The 18,352-nt window shown below is 32.3% G+C and carries 20 protein-coding genes; 15 read left to right on the top strand and 5 right to left on the bottom strand.

Annotated features, from left to right (window positions below; all coding sequences use genetic code 11):
* Positions 1–193 precede the first annotated feature (193 nt).
* The 5 genes from AB6B24_RS07160 to AB6B24_RS07180 all read right to left on the bottom strand — a co-directional run bounded on the left by AB6B24_RS07160 (position 194) and on the right by AB6B24_RS07180 (position 3,588).
* Positions 194–922, bottom strand: coding sequence for an ABC transporter permease (locus AB6B24_RS07160; protein WP_237579350.1), 729 nt, complete (start codon positions 920–922; stop codon positions 194–196).
* Position 923: 1 nt separating this feature from the next.
* Complete coding sequence (locus AB6B24_RS07165) at positions 924–1,781, bottom strand: ATP-binding cassette domain-containing protein (protein WP_369164395.1); 858 nt, start codon at positions 1,779–1,781, stop codon at positions 924–926.
* The gene (locus AB6B24_RS07170; RefSeq protein ID WP_047207077.1) at positions 1,778–2,146 is read right to left on the bottom strand and encodes a GntR family transcriptional regulator; all 369 of its coding nucleotides are present in this window, start codon (positions 2,144–2,146) and stop codon (positions 1,778–1,780) included. The genes AB6B24_RS07165 and AB6B24_RS07170 overlap by 4 nt, the downstream gene beginning before the upstream one ends.
* A 165-nt stretch (positions 2,147–2,311) precedes the next feature.
* Positions 2,312–3,163, bottom strand: a complete 852-nt coding sequence (locus tag AB6B24_RS07175) for an ImmA/IrrE family metallo-endopeptidase (protein WP_369164397.1) — start codon at positions 3,161–3,163, stop codon at positions 2,312–2,314.
* 68 nt (positions 3,164–3,231) lie between these two features.
* The gene (locus AB6B24_RS07180) at positions 3,232–3,588 is read right to left on the bottom strand and encodes a helix-turn-helix domain-containing protein (RefSeq protein ID WP_128267675.1); all 357 of its coding nucleotides are present in this window, start codon (positions 3,586–3,588) and stop codon (positions 3,232–3,234) included.
* 704 nt (positions 3,589–4,292) lie between these two features.
* Between AB6B24_RS07180 and AB6B24_RS07185 the strand changes: the two genes are divergently transcribed.
* The 15 genes from AB6B24_RS07185 (at position 4,293) to AB6B24_RS07255 (ending at position 18,346) form a co-directional block, all read left to right on the top strand.
* On the top strand, positions 4,293–4,559 hold the full coding sequence (locus AB6B24_RS07185; RefSeq protein ID WP_369164399.1) for a helix-turn-helix domain-containing protein: 267 nt from the start codon (positions 4,293–4,295) through the stop codon (positions 4,557–4,559).
* Between the two features lie 184 nt (positions 4,560–4,743).
* A complete protein-coding gene (locus AB6B24_RS07190; protein ID WP_369164400.1) occupies positions 4,744–5,820 on the top strand; it encodes a hypothetical protein in 1,077 nt (358 codons plus the stop codon).
* Positions 5,821–5,970: 150 nt separating this feature from the next.
* Entirely contained in the window at positions 5,971–6,270 is a 300-nt protein-coding gene (locus tag AB6B24_RS07195) for a hypothetical protein (RefSeq protein ID WP_014570437.1), read from the top strand.
* 17 nt (positions 6,271–6,287) lie between these two features.
* Positions 6,288–6,764 (top strand): DUF961 family protein, encoded by a 477-nt coding sequence (locus AB6B24_RS07200; RefSeq protein WP_251906260.1) that lies wholly within the window; start codon positions 6,288–6,290, stop codon positions 6,762–6,764.
* Positions 6,765–6,767: 3 nt separating this feature from the next.
* Positions 6,768–8,450 (top strand): FtsK/SpoIIIE domain-containing protein, encoded by a 1,683-nt coding sequence (locus tag AB6B24_RS07205; protein WP_369164402.1) that lies wholly within the window; start codon positions 6,768–6,770, stop codon positions 8,448–8,450.
* Positions 8,451–8,925: 475 nt separating this feature from the next.
* On the top strand, positions 8,926–10,080 hold the full coding sequence (locus tag AB6B24_RS07210; protein ID WP_369164404.1) for a replication initiation factor domain-containing protein: 1,155 nt from the start codon (positions 8,926–8,928) through the stop codon (positions 10,078–10,080).
* 134 nt (positions 10,081–10,214) lie between these two features.
* Positions 10,215–10,544: a hypothetical protein gene (locus AB6B24_RS07215; protein ID WP_014570442.1), complete on the top strand. Its 330-nt coding sequence runs from the start codon at positions 10,215–10,217 to the stop codon at positions 10,542–10,544.
* Between the two features lie 86 nt (positions 10,545–10,630).
* Positions 10,631–10,942, top strand: a complete 312-nt coding sequence (locus tag AB6B24_RS07220) for a hypothetical protein (RefSeq protein ID WP_369164406.1) — start codon at positions 10,631–10,633, stop codon at positions 10,940–10,942.
* 128 nt (positions 10,943–11,070) lie between these two features.
* Positions 11,071–11,331 (top strand): hypothetical protein, encoded by a 261-nt coding sequence (locus AB6B24_RS07225; RefSeq protein WP_003131790.1) that lies wholly within the window; start codon positions 11,071–11,073, stop codon positions 11,329–11,331.
* Positions 11,332–11,534: 203 nt separating this feature from the next.
* Positions 11,535–11,717 carry a hypothetical protein gene (locus AB6B24_RS07230; protein ID WP_311807024.1) on the top strand — a complete coding sequence of 61 codons (183 nt, stop codon included), beginning with the start codon at positions 11,535–11,537 and terminating at the stop codon, positions 11,715–11,717.
* Positions 11,704–12,939, top strand: coding sequence for a translation initiation factor IF-2 N-terminal domain-containing protein (locus tag AB6B24_RS07235; protein ID WP_311875583.1), 1,236 nt, complete (start codon positions 11,704–11,706; stop codon positions 12,937–12,939). The genes AB6B24_RS07230 and AB6B24_RS07235 overlap by 14 nt, the downstream gene beginning before the upstream one ends.
* A gap of 11 nt (positions 12,940–12,950) precedes the next feature.
* Positions 12,951–13,217: a TcpD family membrane protein gene (locus tag AB6B24_RS07240; RefSeq protein ID WP_032398603.1), complete on the top strand. Its 267-nt coding sequence runs from the start codon at positions 12,951–12,953 to the stop codon at positions 13,215–13,217.
* Positions 13,218–13,230: 13 nt separating this feature from the next.
* Positions 13,231–13,626: a TcpE family conjugal transfer membrane protein gene (locus AB6B24_RS07245; RefSeq protein ID WP_128267683.1), complete on the top strand. Its 396-nt coding sequence runs from the start codon at positions 13,231–13,233 to the stop codon at positions 13,624–13,626.
* Positions 13,623–16,232: an ATP-binding protein gene (locus tag AB6B24_RS07250; protein WP_369164408.1), complete on the top strand. Its 2,610-nt coding sequence runs from the start codon at positions 13,623–13,625 to the stop codon at positions 16,230–16,232. The genes AB6B24_RS07245 and AB6B24_RS07250 overlap by 4 nt, the downstream gene beginning before the upstream one ends.
* Positions 16,232–18,346 carry a metal-dependent phosphohydrolase gene (locus tag AB6B24_RS07255; RefSeq protein ID WP_334202359.1) on the top strand — a complete coding sequence of 705 codons (2,115 nt, stop codon included), beginning with the start codon at positions 16,232–16,234 and terminating at the stop codon, positions 18,344–18,346. Before AB6B24_RS07250 ends, AB6B24_RS07255 begins: the two co-directional genes overlap by 1 nt.
* Positions 18,347–18,352 lie beyond the last annotated feature (6 nt).

An 18,352-nucleotide genomic window follows, 5' to 3' on the forward strand; every position in this document is an offset into this window, starting at 1 on the left:
TTTCAACTTTTTCTGAGATAAAGAATCAATATAAATTCCTCTCAAAAAAATATCACTCTGACGTTGCAACTGAAGCAAATTCAGACGCTATTATGAAAAAAAGAAATTGGGCTTGGGATGAAATCAAAAAAGAACAAGAGAACTACTAAACTTATCTTGTTTAGTAGTTCTCTTATATATTTTAATGGATTGATTATACGCCTTTACGCCGAACTTCATGAGAACGGTTCATGAAGTAGAATAGGAATAGTAAAACAATGGAACCAATAAATAGTGTAGTAATAAATGGAAGGGGAGAGAATCCTTTTTCCCTTGAGTAACCAATGATTGATTTTAGAAAGTTGAACCACTTATTTTTCATTGCTGAATTTCCAAGTTGTATAAGAATTGAAAGTACAATAGGAATACTCATTACCAAAAGTAAAATAATAATTTTTTTAAATCCAGAAAAAATATCATTAAAAGTTCCTAGTACTAGTCCTAATGATGAAAAGAAAAATAGTAGGATGAACACTAAGAGAAGAGAGAGTAAAAAGTTATCTGAATGGTAGGCATCTTTAGAGATTAAGAAAATTGTTAGATTAAATTTATCGATTGAGAGTTTTGATAGTAATAATGCAATGATAGAGCTTAAAAGTGAAGAAATAGCTATCGCAGATAAATTAACGATAAAAATTGAAAAACGTTTAAGACCACATTGAATAAAAAATTTGAAATCTGAGTTCATACTTAGGAAAGAAATAATAATTGAGAAAAATACTATCGGTATGAGCACATCAGATGAAACTGGATCGTTACTTCCAGAAACGTATAGTCCAAAAACTGGAAAGAGGATTCCAAATAAAATCCACCAGATAAAGAAAATACCTAAAGAGATTAATTGGTGAATGAGGATATATCGAGTTGCTACTTGAAATTTCATACTAATTTCCTTTCTTTTTACTTGCAATTTTCATAAAGTAATCTTGTAAACTCATAGATTCTACTTTTATGTTACCTAATTTGTTCTGAGGTAACTCACCTTTTACAAAAGCAGTAAGAGATCCTCCCAGAGTTCTTTTTTCTAAGATTTGTAGTTGGTCTGTGAAAGTTTCCACCTCTTCAATAGATCCCGTGACTATATAGGTATTTTCTAATATATTTTCGACACTATCGTCTTCGATAATTTTTCCTTTATCTAAAATGATTACTTTCTCAAGTAGATTTGATATCTCTTCAATTAAGTGTGTTGAAATAATAAAGGTTCGTGGGTTCTCTTGGTATGTTTCTATTAAATAGTTATAAAACAATTCACGATGATTAGCATCTAGACCAAGAACTGGCTCGTCTAGGAAAATATACTCACAGGGAACACATAATGCAATGATGAGTTTAGCTATACTTCTATAACCTGTTGAAAGCTTACTCATTCTTTTAGTAGGTTCCAGCTCAAACTCTGATAACATTTCATTAGCAAGTTTCCAATCAAAATCACCATAAAAACCCTCCATTAAATGAAATAAAGACTTGATTTTTAGTTTTGATGGGTAAAGATCATCCTCACTCATTAGATGGATATTATTTAGTGATTTTTCATTTTCAGTGACAAGCCGCCCATCAAGAGTTATTTTACCTTTGGTATCAAAAATTCTATTATTAATAATATTCAATAAGGTACTTTTACCCGCACCATTATTTCCCAATAGCCCATAAATTTTTTCTGCTTGAAAGTTAACAGAAATATCACTTAAGACATTTTTTTTACCATATGTCTTATAAAGATTTTCAATATTTAAACTCATTTTTCATACCCTCTTTCTACTAATTCTATTAGTTGTTCTTGACTAATATTTAATTTTTTTGCTTCATCAAGGACTTTAAGTAGTTCTTTATTGATAAAATTATCCTTTCTTTGATTTAAAACTTTTTGTTGTGCGCCAATTGTAACAAACATTCCTAATCCTCTTTTCTTTTCGATTAGTTTTTCTTCTACTAATTGATTCATACCTTTTAATATCGTTGCGGGATTGATTTTATAATTTTTTGAAATCTCAGTAGTAGAAGGAATTTGAGTTCCTTCTGCGTAAGAACCATTAAATATTCCTTCAGAAATTTCTTCGGCTACTTGTTGATACAAAGCAATATCACTATCAAAATTAAAGTTCATATTTCTCCTTTCGTTAACTGGTTAGTTGGTTATGTAACTAAGTATATATCGTTTTAATTATTATGTCAAGTTCTAAAGTATAAAATTTTTTTACAATATCAAATAAAAATAAAAAACTACTAAACTATTGAAGTCTAGTAGCTTTTTTATAAGTTCAAATAAGAATTATTGTTGTTTTTGATAATATTCATTCATTACTAATTGTTCTAAGATAAAGTTTTTAGTTGAATGGGCGTATTCTAGTTCATTGATTAATTGATTCATGGATAAATTCTTTAAAAAGGAAACACAAGCGTTTTGATTGATAACAAATCCACGGCTTATTTTTATTAATGAAGTCTTGTGTTTTCTAAGTTGATTATTTTTATTATTGATAAGATATTTAATTTGAATAGCCGTTTTATAATCGTTATCTCTGAGCTTCAACACAAGCTTTATTGATTCAGAATTACTCAATCCTAAGATATGATTTAAATAATTTAAAAGTCTGCTATGCAGTCCTTTAATGCTCATACCAGTTATACTTTTAATTTTGTCAAAAGAATAATTTCTAGTTAAAAGCATTTCTAATTTTGGAGTTGAACAAAACAAAAGTGAAGCGATAATATTGGCTTCATCTTCAAATGGCATTAATTCATCAGGATATACTCCTGAAAATTTTGAAGCGAAAATTTGTTTGTTATTACTCATATCATGAAAATATAAATGAGAAAGTTCATGTAAAATTGTAAAAAAAACTCTAGGTTTAGGCATAGTTTGATTAAGCATGATAACATTTCTATTATTTTTAGGAATGGTAGCACCAGAAATTCTATTAACCAAATCTTTATTGAGAGTTTGATATTTGAAATTTAAGACAATATCATTATATTTGATTGTTGAAGTTGGTTCTGATTCAAAAAAAACAAAAAGAATATTAAAGTTATTTTCAAAATAATCTATTATGTCTGAAGGTGAAATTTTAGAAATAGATTTTTGAGTGTATTTTGAAATTTTATCAAGGAGACTATTTGCCATATCAAGGCATTTTCCATAAGCATTAGGACTAACAACTCTGTATTCAAACTTTTTCATAAGGATATAGATTATTTTTTCCAGTTTGAATCATCATTTAATAAGTCTTTAGCAATCTTCATCATATCTTTAAGAGATTTATTAAATTGAGCTTGCTCTTCTTCAGTCATATCTTCTGATTCAATACGAAAAGCACGTACAAGGTCGTTTTCTTGTTCAGTTAAATCTTCTTTACGACTTTCCGTACGTCCTAAAAGATAATCAACGCTGACATTAAAGTAATCTGCCAGTTCTAAAAGTCTATCTTGTGTAGGATTTGTTTTTCTATAATGGTAGAGTGTGTTTTTTGAATAGTTTAAATCATTTTCTATTTGATTAAATGATTTACCTGTACTTTTGGCTAATTCTTGAAGCTTTTCATAGAACATTTTTATTTCCTCCAAAAAAATTAAAATTTTTTGATTAAATGCTTGACAAATTTTAACGGATACGTTAAAATATAATTGTAGTTAACCAATAAGTTAAAAACTACAACAAAAAAGAAGCGGAAGCGCGCTGAGGCAACTCCCACTAAAATGTTAAATTAATAACGTTAGACATTATTAATTTTAACATTTTTAAAGGAGATAAGTCAATGCAAGCACTAAGCTTTAAAATAAACTTTACTCAATTGAATAGGTTTCTAGTTTCCGTATAACTAGATAGGGGAGAGAGCCGATGAATGCACCCCGATAACCGAAAGGTCGTATTGTCGTGAGACATTCTGAATATACCGTTTAAGGGGAGTAGTCTGTCAATGAGAGACAGGGATATACTCTCTTGATATTAAACAAATAAAATTTGAAAATATAAAGTTTAAATAGTTGTCCGAAATGACAAAAAACTAATCGTTTAAAATGTCAAAAATGGCAGTTTTTTTATTTTAGAAAAATAATGGTTTTAGTAAAAATCTATCTTAATAAATTTAATTCGCTTAGGGATTTGTTGATACTGTCCGTAGGAAATTTGATTTATAACTAAGATAGATTTTTTTATGGGAATATAACTTAATAGGCTAGAGTAATTACTTTTATAAGTAATGGTGCTGGTTCAATTCCAGTTGTTCCCTTAATGAAAAAAGAATGGAGTTATTATGGAGAGTTTTTCTGAACGATTGATTCATTTAAGACACAGCAATAATTTAACACGAAAACAAGTGAGAGAGAGTTTAGATATTAATGAATCAACTTATAATCGTTGGGAAAATGGAAGTAGAACACCTGACAATGAAACTATTGTGAGATTTGCTAACTTCTTCAAAGTTTCTCCTCTATACATGTTAGGAATTAGTCACCTTAGAAATGGTGAGGAATATTTGCTAGATATGTTAGAAAATATTGAATGTGTTAGAAAATATTGAATGTGATGAAACTATTGAAGAATTGAAAGCCAAAGCTGGCTTAGTAGAATATCGAAAAAATTATATGTAGTAATATATATGTTACGTTAATTATAAAACAAAGAAACAATGTTAATCAACTTTAATAAAACATTTGGTTTGTGATATAATAAACTTAAATTAGAGTAAAGATAGGAATGTATTTATGAATAAGAATTTAAACACTTTGAATTGGACTAAAAAACAGCAAATTATTGGTGGAGCAGTTGCGATTGTTTTAATCGGTGGTGTTACTACTGGAATAGTTAATCATGCAAATCATCAAGCAAAAGAAAGAAAAATCGAAGCTTTAAAAAATAAAAAAATTAAACTTTGTAAGGCTAGAGCCGAAAAAGCAAGAAAACTTGAAAAAATTAATGAAGCAGACAGTAAGAAATTACTTGATATTGCTGAAAAAACTCCTACCGACAAAAACATTAAACTAGCTGAAGATTCAATTCTTAAAGTAAAAAATGCTGAAGTAAAAAAAGCGTTTGATAATCAAGTAGTTGGTATTAAAAATCGTGTGAAGTTAGAAAATGAAGCAAAGACAGCCGTTAGTAACTATCAAAAAGACGCTATGAATCAAGATAAATTTAAAACAGCTCAACAATCTGTAAATAAGCTCACTAGCTCTTATTCAAAAGGTTTGAAAGACAGTTTGAATAAACAACTTGCGACTTCTAAAAAACAAACAGATGATGCTACAAAGGCACAACAAGCTAAGAGTGAGAGTGATTCAAAAGCGAAGGCAACCAATACTAATAAAGAACAATCAGCTTCAACTGGAAATGCAACTAATAATAATGCTAATGTTAATGCAGGTACTGATTCACAAAGTACAGTAAATAATGATGTTGCTAGTGGTTCTAATTCCTACGGTGGAGGAAGTCAAAATAACTATTCTCAAGGTGGTTCAAATACTTCTCAAAACAATACTAATTCAGGGTCAAGTAATCAAGGTCAAGGTAATAGCGGACAAAGTAATTCTAATACAAACACAAATACAGGCGGTAATGGCTCGAATACAAATAATAATGGGTCAAATGGTGGCAATAACAATAATAATCAGCCACAAACACGATATGTTGGTTGGGTATCAGTTGACGGAGTGAGAAGATATTCTCAAACTTTCAATACTTTAGGTGAAGCTCAAAGCTATGTAGATGCCACGGTAAATTCAGCTGAAGTTATTAATTTAGTATTTGAACATAGTATAAGATATGGTGTTGAGCCTGCATAAAATATTTTATTTATTTAAAAAAATTACTTTCTTAAATGAGAGTGATTTTTTCTTTAAGCGAACGAATTAGTACGGTTGAATGGGGTTCAAGTCCCTACGTTCGCATAAATTGACCGAGATGTCATTAAACTAATAAAGAAAGGTGGAAATATGATTAAAATTCCAATTAATGCAACGAAACTCTTAGGTTCAAAAGTTACTGTCGATAAGACCATTGAACCAGTCGCAAAAACATCTACTGAATCAGGTTATACGAAATATCGAGCTACAAGTCCGTTACAACCGCAAGGTTTTGAATTACGTGTACCAAATGGTAAAGGGGCTAAACCTACTCGTCGTCAAGAAGTTGTTTTGACAGATGTCACGGTTGCTTATGTTCGTAATCGCACACCAAAAGGCAAATATTCACAAGAATATGTTGTTTATGCTGAAGCGCTCAAATTAGCGTAATTATAGGGGGAAATTAAATGTCGTTAAAATTAAGTAAAGTTTTTGAAAAAGAAAACAAGTTGACTGAAGAAATCGGTGATTTTGACAAAGCATTAGGTAAAGTTTTATTCTTGCATGCTGAACCAGTAATGGTCTTCGAGGACGGAGAACCAAACGAAGAAACTGGTGAAATTAAACGTTATCCAACGGATAAAGTTGATTATTATGAGGTCAACATTTATTCTGATGCACAAGACAAGCAAATTGTTGTAAAAATGCCTGCTGAAGCTGATTTTTCAGGGCTTGAATATGAAGATGAAATTAAATTGACGAATCGCTCAATTAATTTTTGGTCTGATAAAGAACTCGTATCTACTGGAAACGGTCAGTTCAGAACCAATTACTTTTCAGGTGAAAAATGGAATGCTGAAGGGATTGAAAAAGTAGGTAAATCTAATTCAAAACCTGAACAATCTCCAAAGCCTGAAGCTAAAAACAATGAACCGAAGAAATGATAAATGGCAAAACGTACAATAAATAAAGGCTCTCGTTTAAAACTTAGAGATAAGTATGACCGTGAATTTTTTGTATTGATTACTGGTTTACTTGTCGCTAGTCCTGTAGGGCTCTTTTATAAAAAATTTGAAACCTTGCCACCAAAAGTGATAGCAATTTATGCTGTAGGTATTTTGCTCATTGCATTTTCGGTGGCTTTTGGTTTATTGATTTTGCTTTATCACAAGTTTCTTTTCTTTTCAAAAAACAATTATAAAAGATTGTTACTGAACTATGTTGTGAAGCATAATTTAGTTGAAAAAGAAACGGTTAAAGATGAAAAAGGAAGTCATGAAAAGTTAAAGCTAGCACCTATTTATCTGAAGCAACCTAACACGTATGAACTTCATACTTATTTTCCGATTGACGGTGGGGTTCATCAAGAAAAATTTCTTGATTTGGCTGACGGTTTAGAAACAACTTTTTTTGCTGATTATCAAGAAAAAAATTTTATTAATGAAAGTAAAATTCTTTCTAAAAAGGCATTTGTTGAGTATGTTTTTGCAATTGACGGAGAACGCAATCGTATTCCAGTTAATGATGTCATAGTCGATAAAAAGCTAGGTTTAAAGTTAATGAATGGGGTTTACTGGAATTATGAAGCTGATCCACATCTGCTTATTGCAGGAGGTACTGGGGGCGGAAAAACAGTTCTTTTGATGTCGATTTTATCAGCCCTTGCAAAAGTAGGTCATGTGGATATATGTGACCCTAAACGTTCTGACTTTGTGGGAATGAGAGATGTTCCAGTATTTGAAAATCGTGTGTTCTTTGATAAAGAGTCTATGATTGAGTGTTTACGCTCAAAAATGCAATTTATGGACGAACGCTATGATTATATGACAAATCACCCTGACTATAAGGCAGGAAAACGATATTCTGATTACGGTTTGACACCTGAATTTGTTCTTTTTGATGAATGGGCTGCTTTTATTTCTAGTTTAGATTTTAGAGAATTTGATGAAGTAATTCAAATTTTAACTCAAATCGTTCTAAAGGGACGTCAGTCAGGGGTTTTCTTAATTCTTGCCATGCAACGTCCAGATGCTGAGTATCTCAAATCAGCCTTGCGTGATAACTTTATGAAGCGGTTGGCGGTTGGTCGTTTGACTGGTTCAGGCTATCGTATGGTATTTGGAGATGAAAATGAGAAAAAAGTTTTCAAATATATCAAGGGTAAAATTGGTCGTGGTTATGTTGCTAATAATGGTGAACTTGCACGTGAATTTTATAGTCCGTCTGTGCCATTTGATAAAGGATATGATTTTCATGAAGAGCTTTCAAAATTACCAGTTTTAGCTGATACTACTGAAGTTCAGCTTGAAGCTTCACCAATTTCTAACGTTGAACAGGAACGAGCAGAAAGTGGGGTTTTGGAAGAAAAATCTTATACGATTACCTCTTTATCTCGCAAGTTAAGTCAACCTTCAAAAACTGTAAAAACAGCAATAGAGCGTTTAACAAGTGGTGGATATTCTATAAGTGAAAAATCACCTTACAATGAAGATGATTTTATTGCTTTACAAACTGTTTTCTTAACCAAAGAAACAGAAGAATGTACTTTGAATGAAGCCATTGATACTGTCCTGGCTGATGAAGCAGAGTTTGAAAAAGAATTTGTGACTTTTAACAAAGAAGTTGCTTAGTTAGAAAAAAATAAACACCACGGAATCGGCGGTGAGTAAATGATAGGAACTTGTTTCTGTTTGTCTTTAGACAACTTGCCGTAGGCAAGTCATTTTCCACGGTCGAATTGCCCTCGCAAACGGTAGTGCGCGACAGCGGTTTATTCTTGAAAGAATTGGAGGGAAAATATTGGGTTTTGTTTTAAGGCTATTGCGTTTAAAACGTGATGCTTTTTTTGAAAAAGTGCAAGAACGTAAGCATAGCTCCGAGCGTAGCGTAAGGAGTGAGCGTGTGATTGCACGGCTGACGGCTTGCCGTCAGCTTGGACTTGCCCCCCCAAATGCTAATGAGGGGGGGTACAAGTGATACAAGTCTAACTATCCTAGTTATATCAAGGCTCTAGGTTGTATCACCTGTGATTTATGTTTAGAAAGTGAGGAACGAACGATTGAATTAAACGATATACGCTCTAGCGCAAATGTTACTCAACAATTCATGGCTGACTTACTTGGTATATCTTTAGTCTATTATCGAAAAATGGAAAATGGCGACCGTCCACTCTCTAAACAATTTGAAGAAAAAATCAGAAATTCTTTTTTCAAAAAAAGAGAGAGTTCGACGGTCTTTGTGGGTACAAATGACTATACAAATATTCGTTTTCAGACTCTAAATGTTCGTGAAGTAGTTTCTAAGATTTTAGGTTTAAACGTTGAGAATTTTCAGCTCAATGAGTATAACCGTTATCAATACCCTTTCTATATTAGTTACGGTCACATTAACGTTTATTATCACGATAAAGATATAAAAGCAGGTGTGCTAATTGAAATGAGTGGTCAAGCGTGCCGTGAAATGGAATATGAGTTTAAATATCATCAAAAACAGCGTACTTGGTACGATTTTTTTAACGATTGTTTTCTCTATGCCAATAAAAAAGCACCAGATAATGATGATTTTGTAAAAATCACACGTTTTGATTTAGCACTTGATGAACAATATAATCCGCAAGAAGGAAATTTTGATTTGTTCAAACTTTTAACTTCTGCCCGTGAGGGTCGGTGGAATGGTCGCAAACAAAACTATTCTGCGGTTCTTGGTGGAAGAAGGACAAAAGAAGGAATGATTAATGACGGTCTAACTGTTTATTTTGGATCTAAACAAACTCATTTATTTTTTCGGTTCTACGAAAAAGATTTTGAGAGAGCAAGTCAAGAAATGACTTCGGTTGAAGCGATACGTGAAATGTATGGTTTGCGAAATCGTTATGAAATTTCCATGCGAAAAGAAATATCAACCGACTTTATAAAAAGATATATCGAGGAAGATTTTGATTTAGCCGATGAAGGGGTCAAAATTATTAATGATAATCTGACATTTTATGATAAGGAAGGAAACTTAGATAGTGAATGGTACGATATGATGGGTAGAATGGATGCTTATCATTTTACTGTTTGTCCTGAAGTGCCTGATTTGAACCGAAAATATACATGGTTTGAACGTGGTGGGCCTGTATCAACTTATCTATTGTTAAAAAAAGCTGAAGAACTGACAGGTGAAAGTCGTTTGGAAGAAATTTTTAATGAAGCAGAACTCACAGAAAGACAAGAAAAGTTCTTGAAGGAATTTAGAATGATAAGGGGTGCAAATGGATAGCTTATTCAAATTGACAGGTTTTCCAGTTGATGAAATAGTAATTAAAGTTATCGTAGCTATTATTGTATTTGTGGTTGTTATTGCAATACTTGCGGATATATTTGATTGATAATTAGTTAAAGGAGGAGAGAGGGGTGATTAGACCTAATGTAGAACATTTTCAAAAAAGAATGTTAAGAGTTCCAAACAACGTCCGAATGCTCCAGTATAAAATGAGTGGATATGAATTTAATTTGAAAAAATTTGAGCAGGGAGTTTATGACCAGCTCTTTTTTTATATTCCAAATGAAACTGAAGCGTTGGGATTGCTTAATGAAATAGGCTTGATGTTTCCGCCTGATTCAATGACACGTAAAAAATATTATTCACTCTATCAAGATAAAAAAATTGCGGATTTGCCTGAAGGCTATAAAATGGCAATTTATTTTTTAATTGATAATGATTTAGCACAAGTCACTTTATGATTTTTCATAAATAAAAACAAAGTTATTTTTCGGATAAGGAAAGGCAAATTTTGTGGTGGGAAATAAAAAAAGAAAAGAGATAAAATATGCCAACTTTAAAAACAGAACTTAACGAAATTACAACTGATTTAAATGAAATTGAAGCTGTTATCAATGCAGAAAATGCCTTTCAAGATGCTGCTCAAAAGCTCAAAGGAAAAGGGAAAGCGCTCCGTATTGTAGAAAATGATACTTCTATTTCAGATGATACAGTCGAAGTTATTGCGAACCGTACAAATGACTTGATTAGAAATCTTGTCAAGGCTTCATCATCATACAATTTCACAAAGAAATCATTTAATGAATTAAAAGGAAAACTGGAAGAAGCGCAAGCGCAAGCACGTAGTAGCGCTAAATAAATAGTCCACGTAAATCTTTGAAATAAGGGTAGGGTTTGCCTTTCCTTATCTGAAAAGTAACAATGTTAAAAGCCTCACTCATGGTAAGGCAAGAGAAAGGATACTCACCATGAGTGAGAAATAAAAATATGACAGTAACAAATATGAGCAAAGCACAACCACAGATTGATTTTTCACTTCACAAAGCACCATATAAAGATTTGTATGATATACAAATTCTTTTTCCTGACGGTACAAATCAATTTTGGTCTGGAATTAATGAAAACAAAGTAATGTGGCTGTGTGAGAAATACAATCCTATCTCAACTCCGCTGTCAATTGCGATTGCTCCTAGATTTTTACCAAAATCTAATATTCAAAAACCTAACTGGGAAATTAGAAAGGGTTAGAAATGAAAAAAGATGATTCTTTATTAAAAATTATAATAGTGTTTTTGCTTTCGTTTTTGTGTCTTCCTAGACAGATTATAACACACTCATTTGTGTCTACTTTTATAGTATAGCTCCAAAAATGAAAAAAACAAAATATAAATCAAGAACTCCGCCAAATTATTTTGGTGAGATATTATTTTAAATTGAAAAAAGAGGTGAAAATGTACGTTGTAAAAATGCGTGGTAGCTATCTTTGTGCCAATGGTGGAGCGACTAAACACTTAAAATTTGCTACTACTTTTGATACTAAGAGGAAAGCTGAAGAAGTGGCTGAAAAATGGTTAAGAAGTGATGTATCTTTTAAAGCTGTTGAAAAAGAAAGTGAGGAATATGAGCAAAATTAAAATTTATGAATTAGCTGACAAGTTAGGGGTTGAGCGAAAAGAGTTACTCTCTAAGGCTCAAGAATTTGGAATTTCAGCTAAATCAACATCAAAATCTTTGAGTGACGCTGAAGTATTAAAACTAGAAAATTTCTATAAAAAATCAGATACTCAAGAAGTTATTGGCGAAGAAGAATCTGAAGTGGAAACAATTGATGTTCCTAAAAAAAAAGAATCGAAGTTTTCTCTCCTTGCAGGTAGAAAGCCTGAAAAGAATAAGCCGAAAATGTTAAGGAAGTTGCCCAATGAAACACCGCCTAAACTTAAAAGGATTTCAGCTAAACAGGTAGGGGCTTTGGTTGTGGGTGGGGTCGGTTTCTTAATATTGTCAAACGTGGTCTTGTTTGGTTTGATGGCAAGTGGATACAAACCAACACAGAAAATCATTTATCAAGAAGTGAGTGCTACGCAAAAAGCTTCAGGTAATGGACTTGATTTACAAGCGAAAAATTATCTTGACGGATTTGTGCAAACTTATTTCACATTCCCTGAAGATGAAAAAGACCAAGAACAAGCAGTTAAAGATATTAATTCTTACTTTGTTCAAAATCTACCAGTGATTAGTCAAGGAATTCAACGTACACCTTCAAAATTTGAGGGTGCGGTCATGATGAGTTTGACTGACAATGAAGCGACTTATAAAGTGACTTATAGTGCAGGTGAAGTCACAACAAAAGAAGTCAAAAAGGGGAAAGATACAACAAAACAAAATGTGGTGAAATATCATGATGAAACAACTTTATTTACGATTCCTTACCAAAAAGTAGGTTCAGCTTACTATATTTCAGATGAGCCTTATTTTTCAAGTGTTCCTGATTTACAGGCAACTGAAAATCAAGTACCTACTAAAACATGGTCAGGTACTGATAACAATAGTGCTTCAGTCAAAAAAGATTTAGACAAGTTCACAAAATCATTGTTTACTGCTTATACAACTGATGGTGATACATTGAAACTAATTTCAAAAGGACTTTCGCTTAATAAGGGGCAAGAGTTTAAATCCTTAGACCAAGCCACTTATGAATCAAAAGGGGGAGATAAATATCATGCAGTTGTTCAAGTTACAATGAAAAATTCACTCGGAACACACGTAGAAAATTATCAATTTACAATTGAAAAACAAAAGCAGTCATATTTTGCGACTGACTTTAAACACACTTTACCTGAAGGTAAGAAAGAATAGGAGAAATCAAATTGAAAGAGATACTAATTAATCATATCAGCGTTACTTATGGTGCGATTGGATTGACAGGCTTTTGGAACTTTTTTCAAGAAAATGCAAAATATGTCATTTTTGCAGGAGGGATTTATTTTGCAGGTAAAGAATGGCAAAAGAAGGCAACAGGTAAAATGATAATGATGATTGTTGTTGCAGCGGTTTTGTTTGTTCTCACACTAGACCCTCAAACGGTTTTACAACCAGTTGGTCAAAAACTATTTGAAATGATTGGTGCTAAATAAAAAGGAGTTAAGATTGTCAAAAGAAAATAAAAAAGGACTGAAATATTCTAATAAAAGTTCACTTTCTCAACCATTAAGAATCCAAAAACTTTTTGAAGGATGGTCGCTAGGTAAGGCTTGGCGGTTGTCCTTTTTTATTTACTTTGGATTGATTGGTTTTGCTTTGTGGAAACTTTTATTTTCAAAATTTACTGTTTTTCCTGTTGGTTTTCGATTAATGGTGCTAGGGATAATTTGCTATAAAAGTGCATTATTTATCTCTGAAATTCGTCCTGACGATAAGACACCACCTGCTTATTTTAAAGATATGATTGTCTTTTTATTTAACTTTGGATTTGCAGGTAAGAGCATATATAAGGGATGGATTCATCCATTAAGAAAAGGAAAAGAGGAATTAGAAGAAAAATGAAGAAAAAAGCAATATGGGAAAATCACGTATTATCGGTGCATGATAATTTAGTTTTAAAAGATGATGGCACAGTATTTGCAATGTTTGAAGTGCCTGCGTCTATTATCTCAATGATGGATAATAAAGGAAAAGAGGCACACAAACAAGCGACACAAGCAGTCATTACCAGTTTATACGAAAATTTAGGCTTTGAAATTTTAGTGAAGCCACTTTCAAAAGATTTACTGAAATCATATGAAGTATTATTAAAAGATTGCGACCCTAGAACTCGTGAATTTGGAGAGTATCTATTAGAGCAGTCTTATTCAGAATTAATGAATGAATTAGGAAACTTACATCATTATAAATTCTTTTTAACTGTTCCTTTGAGTGATTTCTCATTTTCAGGTGATTTAAGAAAAATGATGAAAGAAGGCTGGCAACGTTTCGGAAAATCTGTTGTAAATTTGATTCGTAGAGAATTAGAATTCAATCTTAATTGGAATGAATCCTATAAACAAACGGCTTCAGATTTAGAAATGAATTTAAATTTACTTCAGGCTCGCCCTTTGAAGAGAGAAGAAACGCTCCTTTATAATTCACTTAATTATATACGTGGTATTGAAGTCAATAAAGATGAAGTGTTAGCTGATGTTAAAAATGCCATTGAAAATATGGATGATACAACGATAGATGTTCGCTCCGATGGACTATTAGAAATTCATCATCCACAAGGAAGTAGCCTATTAAAATTCTTACCATTGGCTGATTATCCAGAAGTGGTTAATAATATTCATCTTATCGAACACTTGCAAACTTTACCATTTCCAGTTGAATTTCGTATCAAGGCTCGATTTAGAAAAAATAAAGGGGCTTTAGGAATGGAAGCTACCGCAGAGAGAAATCGAGATAGAATTGGTACGGAACTTTCAGAAGCAGATGAAAAAGGAAATGTGACAAAATCTTCATCTGTTGGTGCGTATATGATTCTTGAAGATATTATTTCTGGGGTAGATAATGGGGAATATTTCCTAGACTTCTTACCTGTTTTTGCGATTACTGGTTCAACTCCTGAAGAAATTAATTATTATAAGAAGATGTTAATGACTGCCATGGAAGGTTTAGGAGTTAAAATTGTTCCTAGTCAATGGGATCAGCCTTATCTTTTTTATAAAATGCGTTCAACTGAAGAATTGACACGTTCAGACAGATATTGGGTTCAAAATATGAAAGTGTCTGCTTTTGTTGAAAACTTGTTTTTTGTCAGTCAAAAAGTGGGTTCAGATATTGGATTTTACTTTGGACGTGTTGACCATACCACTTTAAATTGGGCAGGAAACTATGAAAAGGCAATTGCAAGTTCATCTACTCCGTTTTTCTGGAATATGTTTCAAGCCAATAAAGAAGATATTGAAGGGAAATTAGGAGATAGTCCTCATGTGGGTATTTTTGGTGATACAGGTTCAGGTAAATCTTTCTTCGCAAAACTTGCATTTGTTTATCATTCCATCTTAAAAGGGTTGAGCCTTTATATTGACCCTAAAGATGAGATGAAATCACAGTTTTTATATGTGAGGGATAAATTAGAATCTTATTTGCCAGAAATGGAAGAAAAAATAGCGGATTTAGTCGCTCTTATTGAAGATGATGAAATTTTGGAACGAAGAATTAGAAATCTAGAGTTTGCTTATCATAAGCCTTTGATTGATTATATTAATCATATTCATTTTGTCAGTCTAAATACAAAAGATAAAAAGAATATTGGGGCATTAGACCCTATTGTATTTTTGGAAAGTGAACAAGCAAAAGAACTTTCTACACAAGTTACTGAAGGGCTGATTGGTACAAAATTGACTGAAGATGATAGATTTGAAAACTCATTTAACTATCATTTACAACAAGTCATTGAAAGAAGAGCAAAAGGTGAAACTGTTGGATTGCTTAATGTTTTTAAAGAAATGGCAAAATCAAAAGAAGAACTTATTAAAGACCGTTCGGAAAATATCCTTTCAAAAATATCAGGTACAATGCTAGAACTTGTCTTTTCAGAAGGTAAAAATCCGTCAGTTAGTATGGACGACCACATCACCGTTTTAGGAGTTACAGGACTTAATCTAGCTAAATCTGGTGAAGTAAAAACAGCTCAAAATAAAATGTCAGATATTATCATGTATGCGTTAGGTGATTTTTGTCGATTCTTTGGTGCAAGAAATCGAGACCAAGAAACGGTTATTTTCCTTGATGAAGGTTGGTTCTTTAATACAACGGATATTGGAAAAGGTATTTTAATGCGGATGAAACGTGTTGGACGTTCGGAAAATAATTTCTTGGCTTTGATTACTCAAAGTGTAAAAGATGGTTCGTCTGATGAAGATGATACAGCTTTTGGAACAATTTTTGCTTTTAAAGAAACTGGAAATACAAAGGCAGTTCTTCAAGCATTTGGTTTACCTGATGATGACGAAGATGTGATAACTTGGTATGAAAATCAAACTAAAGGTCAAGCCCTTGCTAAAGACCCTTTCGGTCGGATTGGTCGTGTTGTAATTCATGGTCAAAATTCAGCATTGAATGAATGCTTTAAAACAACGTTTAGTGAAATGGAATCAGCAAAGGCGGTGGCATAGTGAAAAAGAAAATGTTGTTATTTGTAGGGCTATTAGCATTTTTTATGCCTTCAGCCCTGCATACTTTTGCGGATACAGGCTTTACTCCGCCCTCTACTCCTAATTTTTCAGTTTCAGGTGATAAGAATAGTTCTAAAAATGATTCAAAAGATAACTCAAAGGATAATTCATCTTCTAATTCATCAATTAATGATGGCATAATAAAACCGCCAATTGGTGATGATTTAAATGATTATGGTTCAGATGATTCTCCAAGTAAAGTCATGACTGAAGCAGAAAGAAAAAAAGCAAGAGCAAATTTAGATAATTATACCTCTTATATGTATTTTGATGATGGAAAATTTCTGACAGGTTCAATGAATGCAGGAATGCAAACCTTTTTCATTCGTTCTCAATTTTTCGTTACAAAAACAATTTATCGTTTTGTAAATGCGGTTAATGAAAAGTTAAATAGTGATTCATTAATCACTCAATGGACAGCCCAATTGTTCGTGACGGTTCAAAATATTTATAATCAATTTTCCAACCCTCAACTTTATCCAATTATTGCGATAGCTGTTATTAGTAGTCTTTTATTTTACTGGTTTAAACGTCGCTTTTTTGAAGGGGTCAGAAAATTGGCGCTTGTGATGATACTGGTAGGTCTATTTATTAATGGTGGTCAAAAGTTAACTGAACAAGTTAATACTGCTTTAAATGATGTTACAACTACTTTGATGTCAACGGTTAAGGTAGCAGGTGTTTCTGCGAAAAATTCTAATGATTTAAAAACGACAATGGTTGAAGTTCCCTTTCTTTACCTTAATTTTGACAATGTGAAAATAAATGCGGATGGTTCATCTAATATCTCTGAAAATAATATTGTCAATCTCTTAACTTCAGGGGATGATAATGACAAGATAAAATCGATTCAATCTGATTTAAAAGATTCACATTTGACCTCGAAAAAAATGGGTGAAAAAGTATTAACTGCTCTAGCAAGTATTTTCAATGCGATATTAGTCGGTTTTATTTACCTAGCTTTTGCGATAATGGCTTTTGTAATGAGAATGTTTTTCTTAATTCTCTTACTTTTACTACCATTTGTGGGGATTCTTTCCTTATTTCCTGTCTTTGACGTAGTAATTTTAAGATGGACAAAAGCAACAGGTGGGGCGCTTATTGTTTCTAATGTAGTCGTTATTGGTACAGCTTTAATTAGTGTTTTAGATAGTATTGTTTCTTCTACAGTAACGTCAATGATTGGGAGTGATTATTTCTTTATCACCCTTATAAAATTCATTGTATATATTATCCTATTTAAGAAACGTCAAAAAATTTTAGATATTTTCAAAGCAGGACATCTCAGTAATAGTGGTTTTGCAGGTCGTATGGATGGCTTACTTTCAAATGTTCGTAGAAAAGGCTCAAATATGATTAAAGCTCCACTTTTGGCAGGTTCTTCAGCAGGACTGGTCGCAGGTTTAACTGCTGGTCAAATGGCAACTGGTAAGGCGAAAGAAATAGCTAAACAAAGATTTACAGGTGGAACTGGTAGTTTGTGGCATGGTGGCTTGAATAAAAAAGCAGACCGTACTATGAATAAAACAGATAAAGCAAATCCTGATACTAAAAAAGGTCAAAAACTACAGGCTAAAGAAGAAAAAATCAAACAACGTTTGGAAAAACGCAAACAGAAATTTGAAAATCCTAATCTGTTAAAACGAAAAGTAGCTGACTATCGCAAACAGTATCAACAACGAAAAAATGCAACTAACCCAAATCTTGCTCAAAAAGTGGAACAAAAAAATAAAGAAAAGAATGCTTCAATTCAAGCTCTTTATGATAAAAACAAAACACAACTTCAAGCGAGAGCAATTGAGCGTAGATTGCGTGAAGCTGTTCCTGATCAAGAAAAACCGAATCTATCAGAATTAGCTAAAAATAAGCAAAAAGCTTTAGCTAAAGAAAAGTTAGATGAAAGAGCAATGAAACAATCAGCAGGTAGAATGGCTGAAAGATTTGAAAAGGAAAAAGTCAGTCATAGTAGTTTTAAACGTAAACCAAACTATCCTTGGGATAATAATGATACCAATCAAAAACTTAACAATCCATTTGTGATTGATGAAAAATAGGGGGTG

The organism is Lactococcus sp. AK05, from assembly GCF_041026685.1.
GTDB lineage: Bacteria > Bacillota > Bacilli > Lactobacillales > Streptococcaceae > Lactococcus > Lactococcus lactis.

Excerpts from the sequence above, each read along its gene's own strand:
- AB6B24_RS07220 (WP_369164406.1), top strand. The coding sequence starts at position 10,631 with ATGCCAACTTTAAAAACAGAACTTAACGAAATTACAACTGATTTAAAT.
- AB6B24_RS07205 (WP_369164402.1), top strand. The coding sequence starts at position 6,768 with ATGGCAAAACGTACAATAAATAAAGGCTCTCGTTTAAAACTTAGAGAT.
- AB6B24_RS07200 (WP_251906260.1), top strand. The coding sequence starts at position 6,288 with ATGTCGTTAAAATTAAGTAAAGTTTTTGAAAAAGAAAACAAGTTGACT.
- AB6B24_RS07250 (WP_369164408.1), top strand. The coding sequence starts at position 13,623 with ATGAAGAAAAAAGCAATATGGGAAAATCACGTATTATCGGTGCATGAT.
- AB6B24_RS07225 (WP_003131790.1), top strand. The coding sequence starts at position 11,071 with ATGACAGTAACAAATATGAGCAAAGCACAACCACAGATTGATTTTTCA.
- AB6B24_RS07175 (WP_369164397.1), bottom strand. The coding sequence starts at position 3,163 with ATGGCAAATAGTCTCCTTGATAAAATTTCAAAATACACTCAAAAATCT.
- AB6B24_RS07235 (WP_311875583.1), top strand. The coding sequence starts at position 11,704 with ATGAGCAAAATTAAAATTTATGAATTAGCTGACAAGTTAGGGGTTGAG.
- AB6B24_RS07210 (WP_369164404.1), top strand. The coding sequence starts at position 8,926 with ATGGCTGACTTACTTGGTATATCTTTAGTCTATTATCGAAAAATGGAA.
- AB6B24_RS07165 (WP_369164395.1), bottom strand. The coding sequence starts at position 1,781 with ATGAGTTTAAATATTGAAAATCTTTATAAGACATATGGTAAAAAAAAT.
- AB6B24_RS07190 (WP_369164400.1), top strand. The coding sequence starts at position 4,744 with ATGAATAAGAATTTAAACACTTTGAATTGGACTAAAAAACAGCAAATT.
- AB6B24_RS07230 (WP_311807024.1), top strand. The coding sequence starts at position 11,535 with ATGTACGTTGTAAAAATGCGTGGTAGCTATCTTTGTGCCAATGGTGGA.
- AB6B24_RS07160 (WP_237579350.1), bottom strand. The coding sequence starts at position 922 with ATGAAATTTCAAGTAGCAACTCGATATATCCTCATTCACCAATTAATC.
- AB6B24_RS07180 (WP_128267675.1), bottom strand. The coding sequence starts at position 3,588 with ATGTTCTATGAAAAGCTTCAAGAATTAGCCAAAAGTACAGGTAAATCA.
- AB6B24_RS07170 (WP_047207077.1), bottom strand. The coding sequence starts at position 2,146 with ATGAACTTTAATTTTGATAGTGATATTGCTTTGTATCAACAAGTAGCC.
- AB6B24_RS07195 (WP_014570437.1), top strand. The coding sequence starts at position 5,971 with ATGATTAAAATTCCAATTAATGCAACGAAACTCTTAGGTTCAAAAGTT.
- AB6B24_RS07185 (WP_369164399.1), top strand. The coding sequence starts at position 4,293 with ATGGAGAGTTTTTCTGAACGATTGATTCATTTAAGACACAGCAATAAT.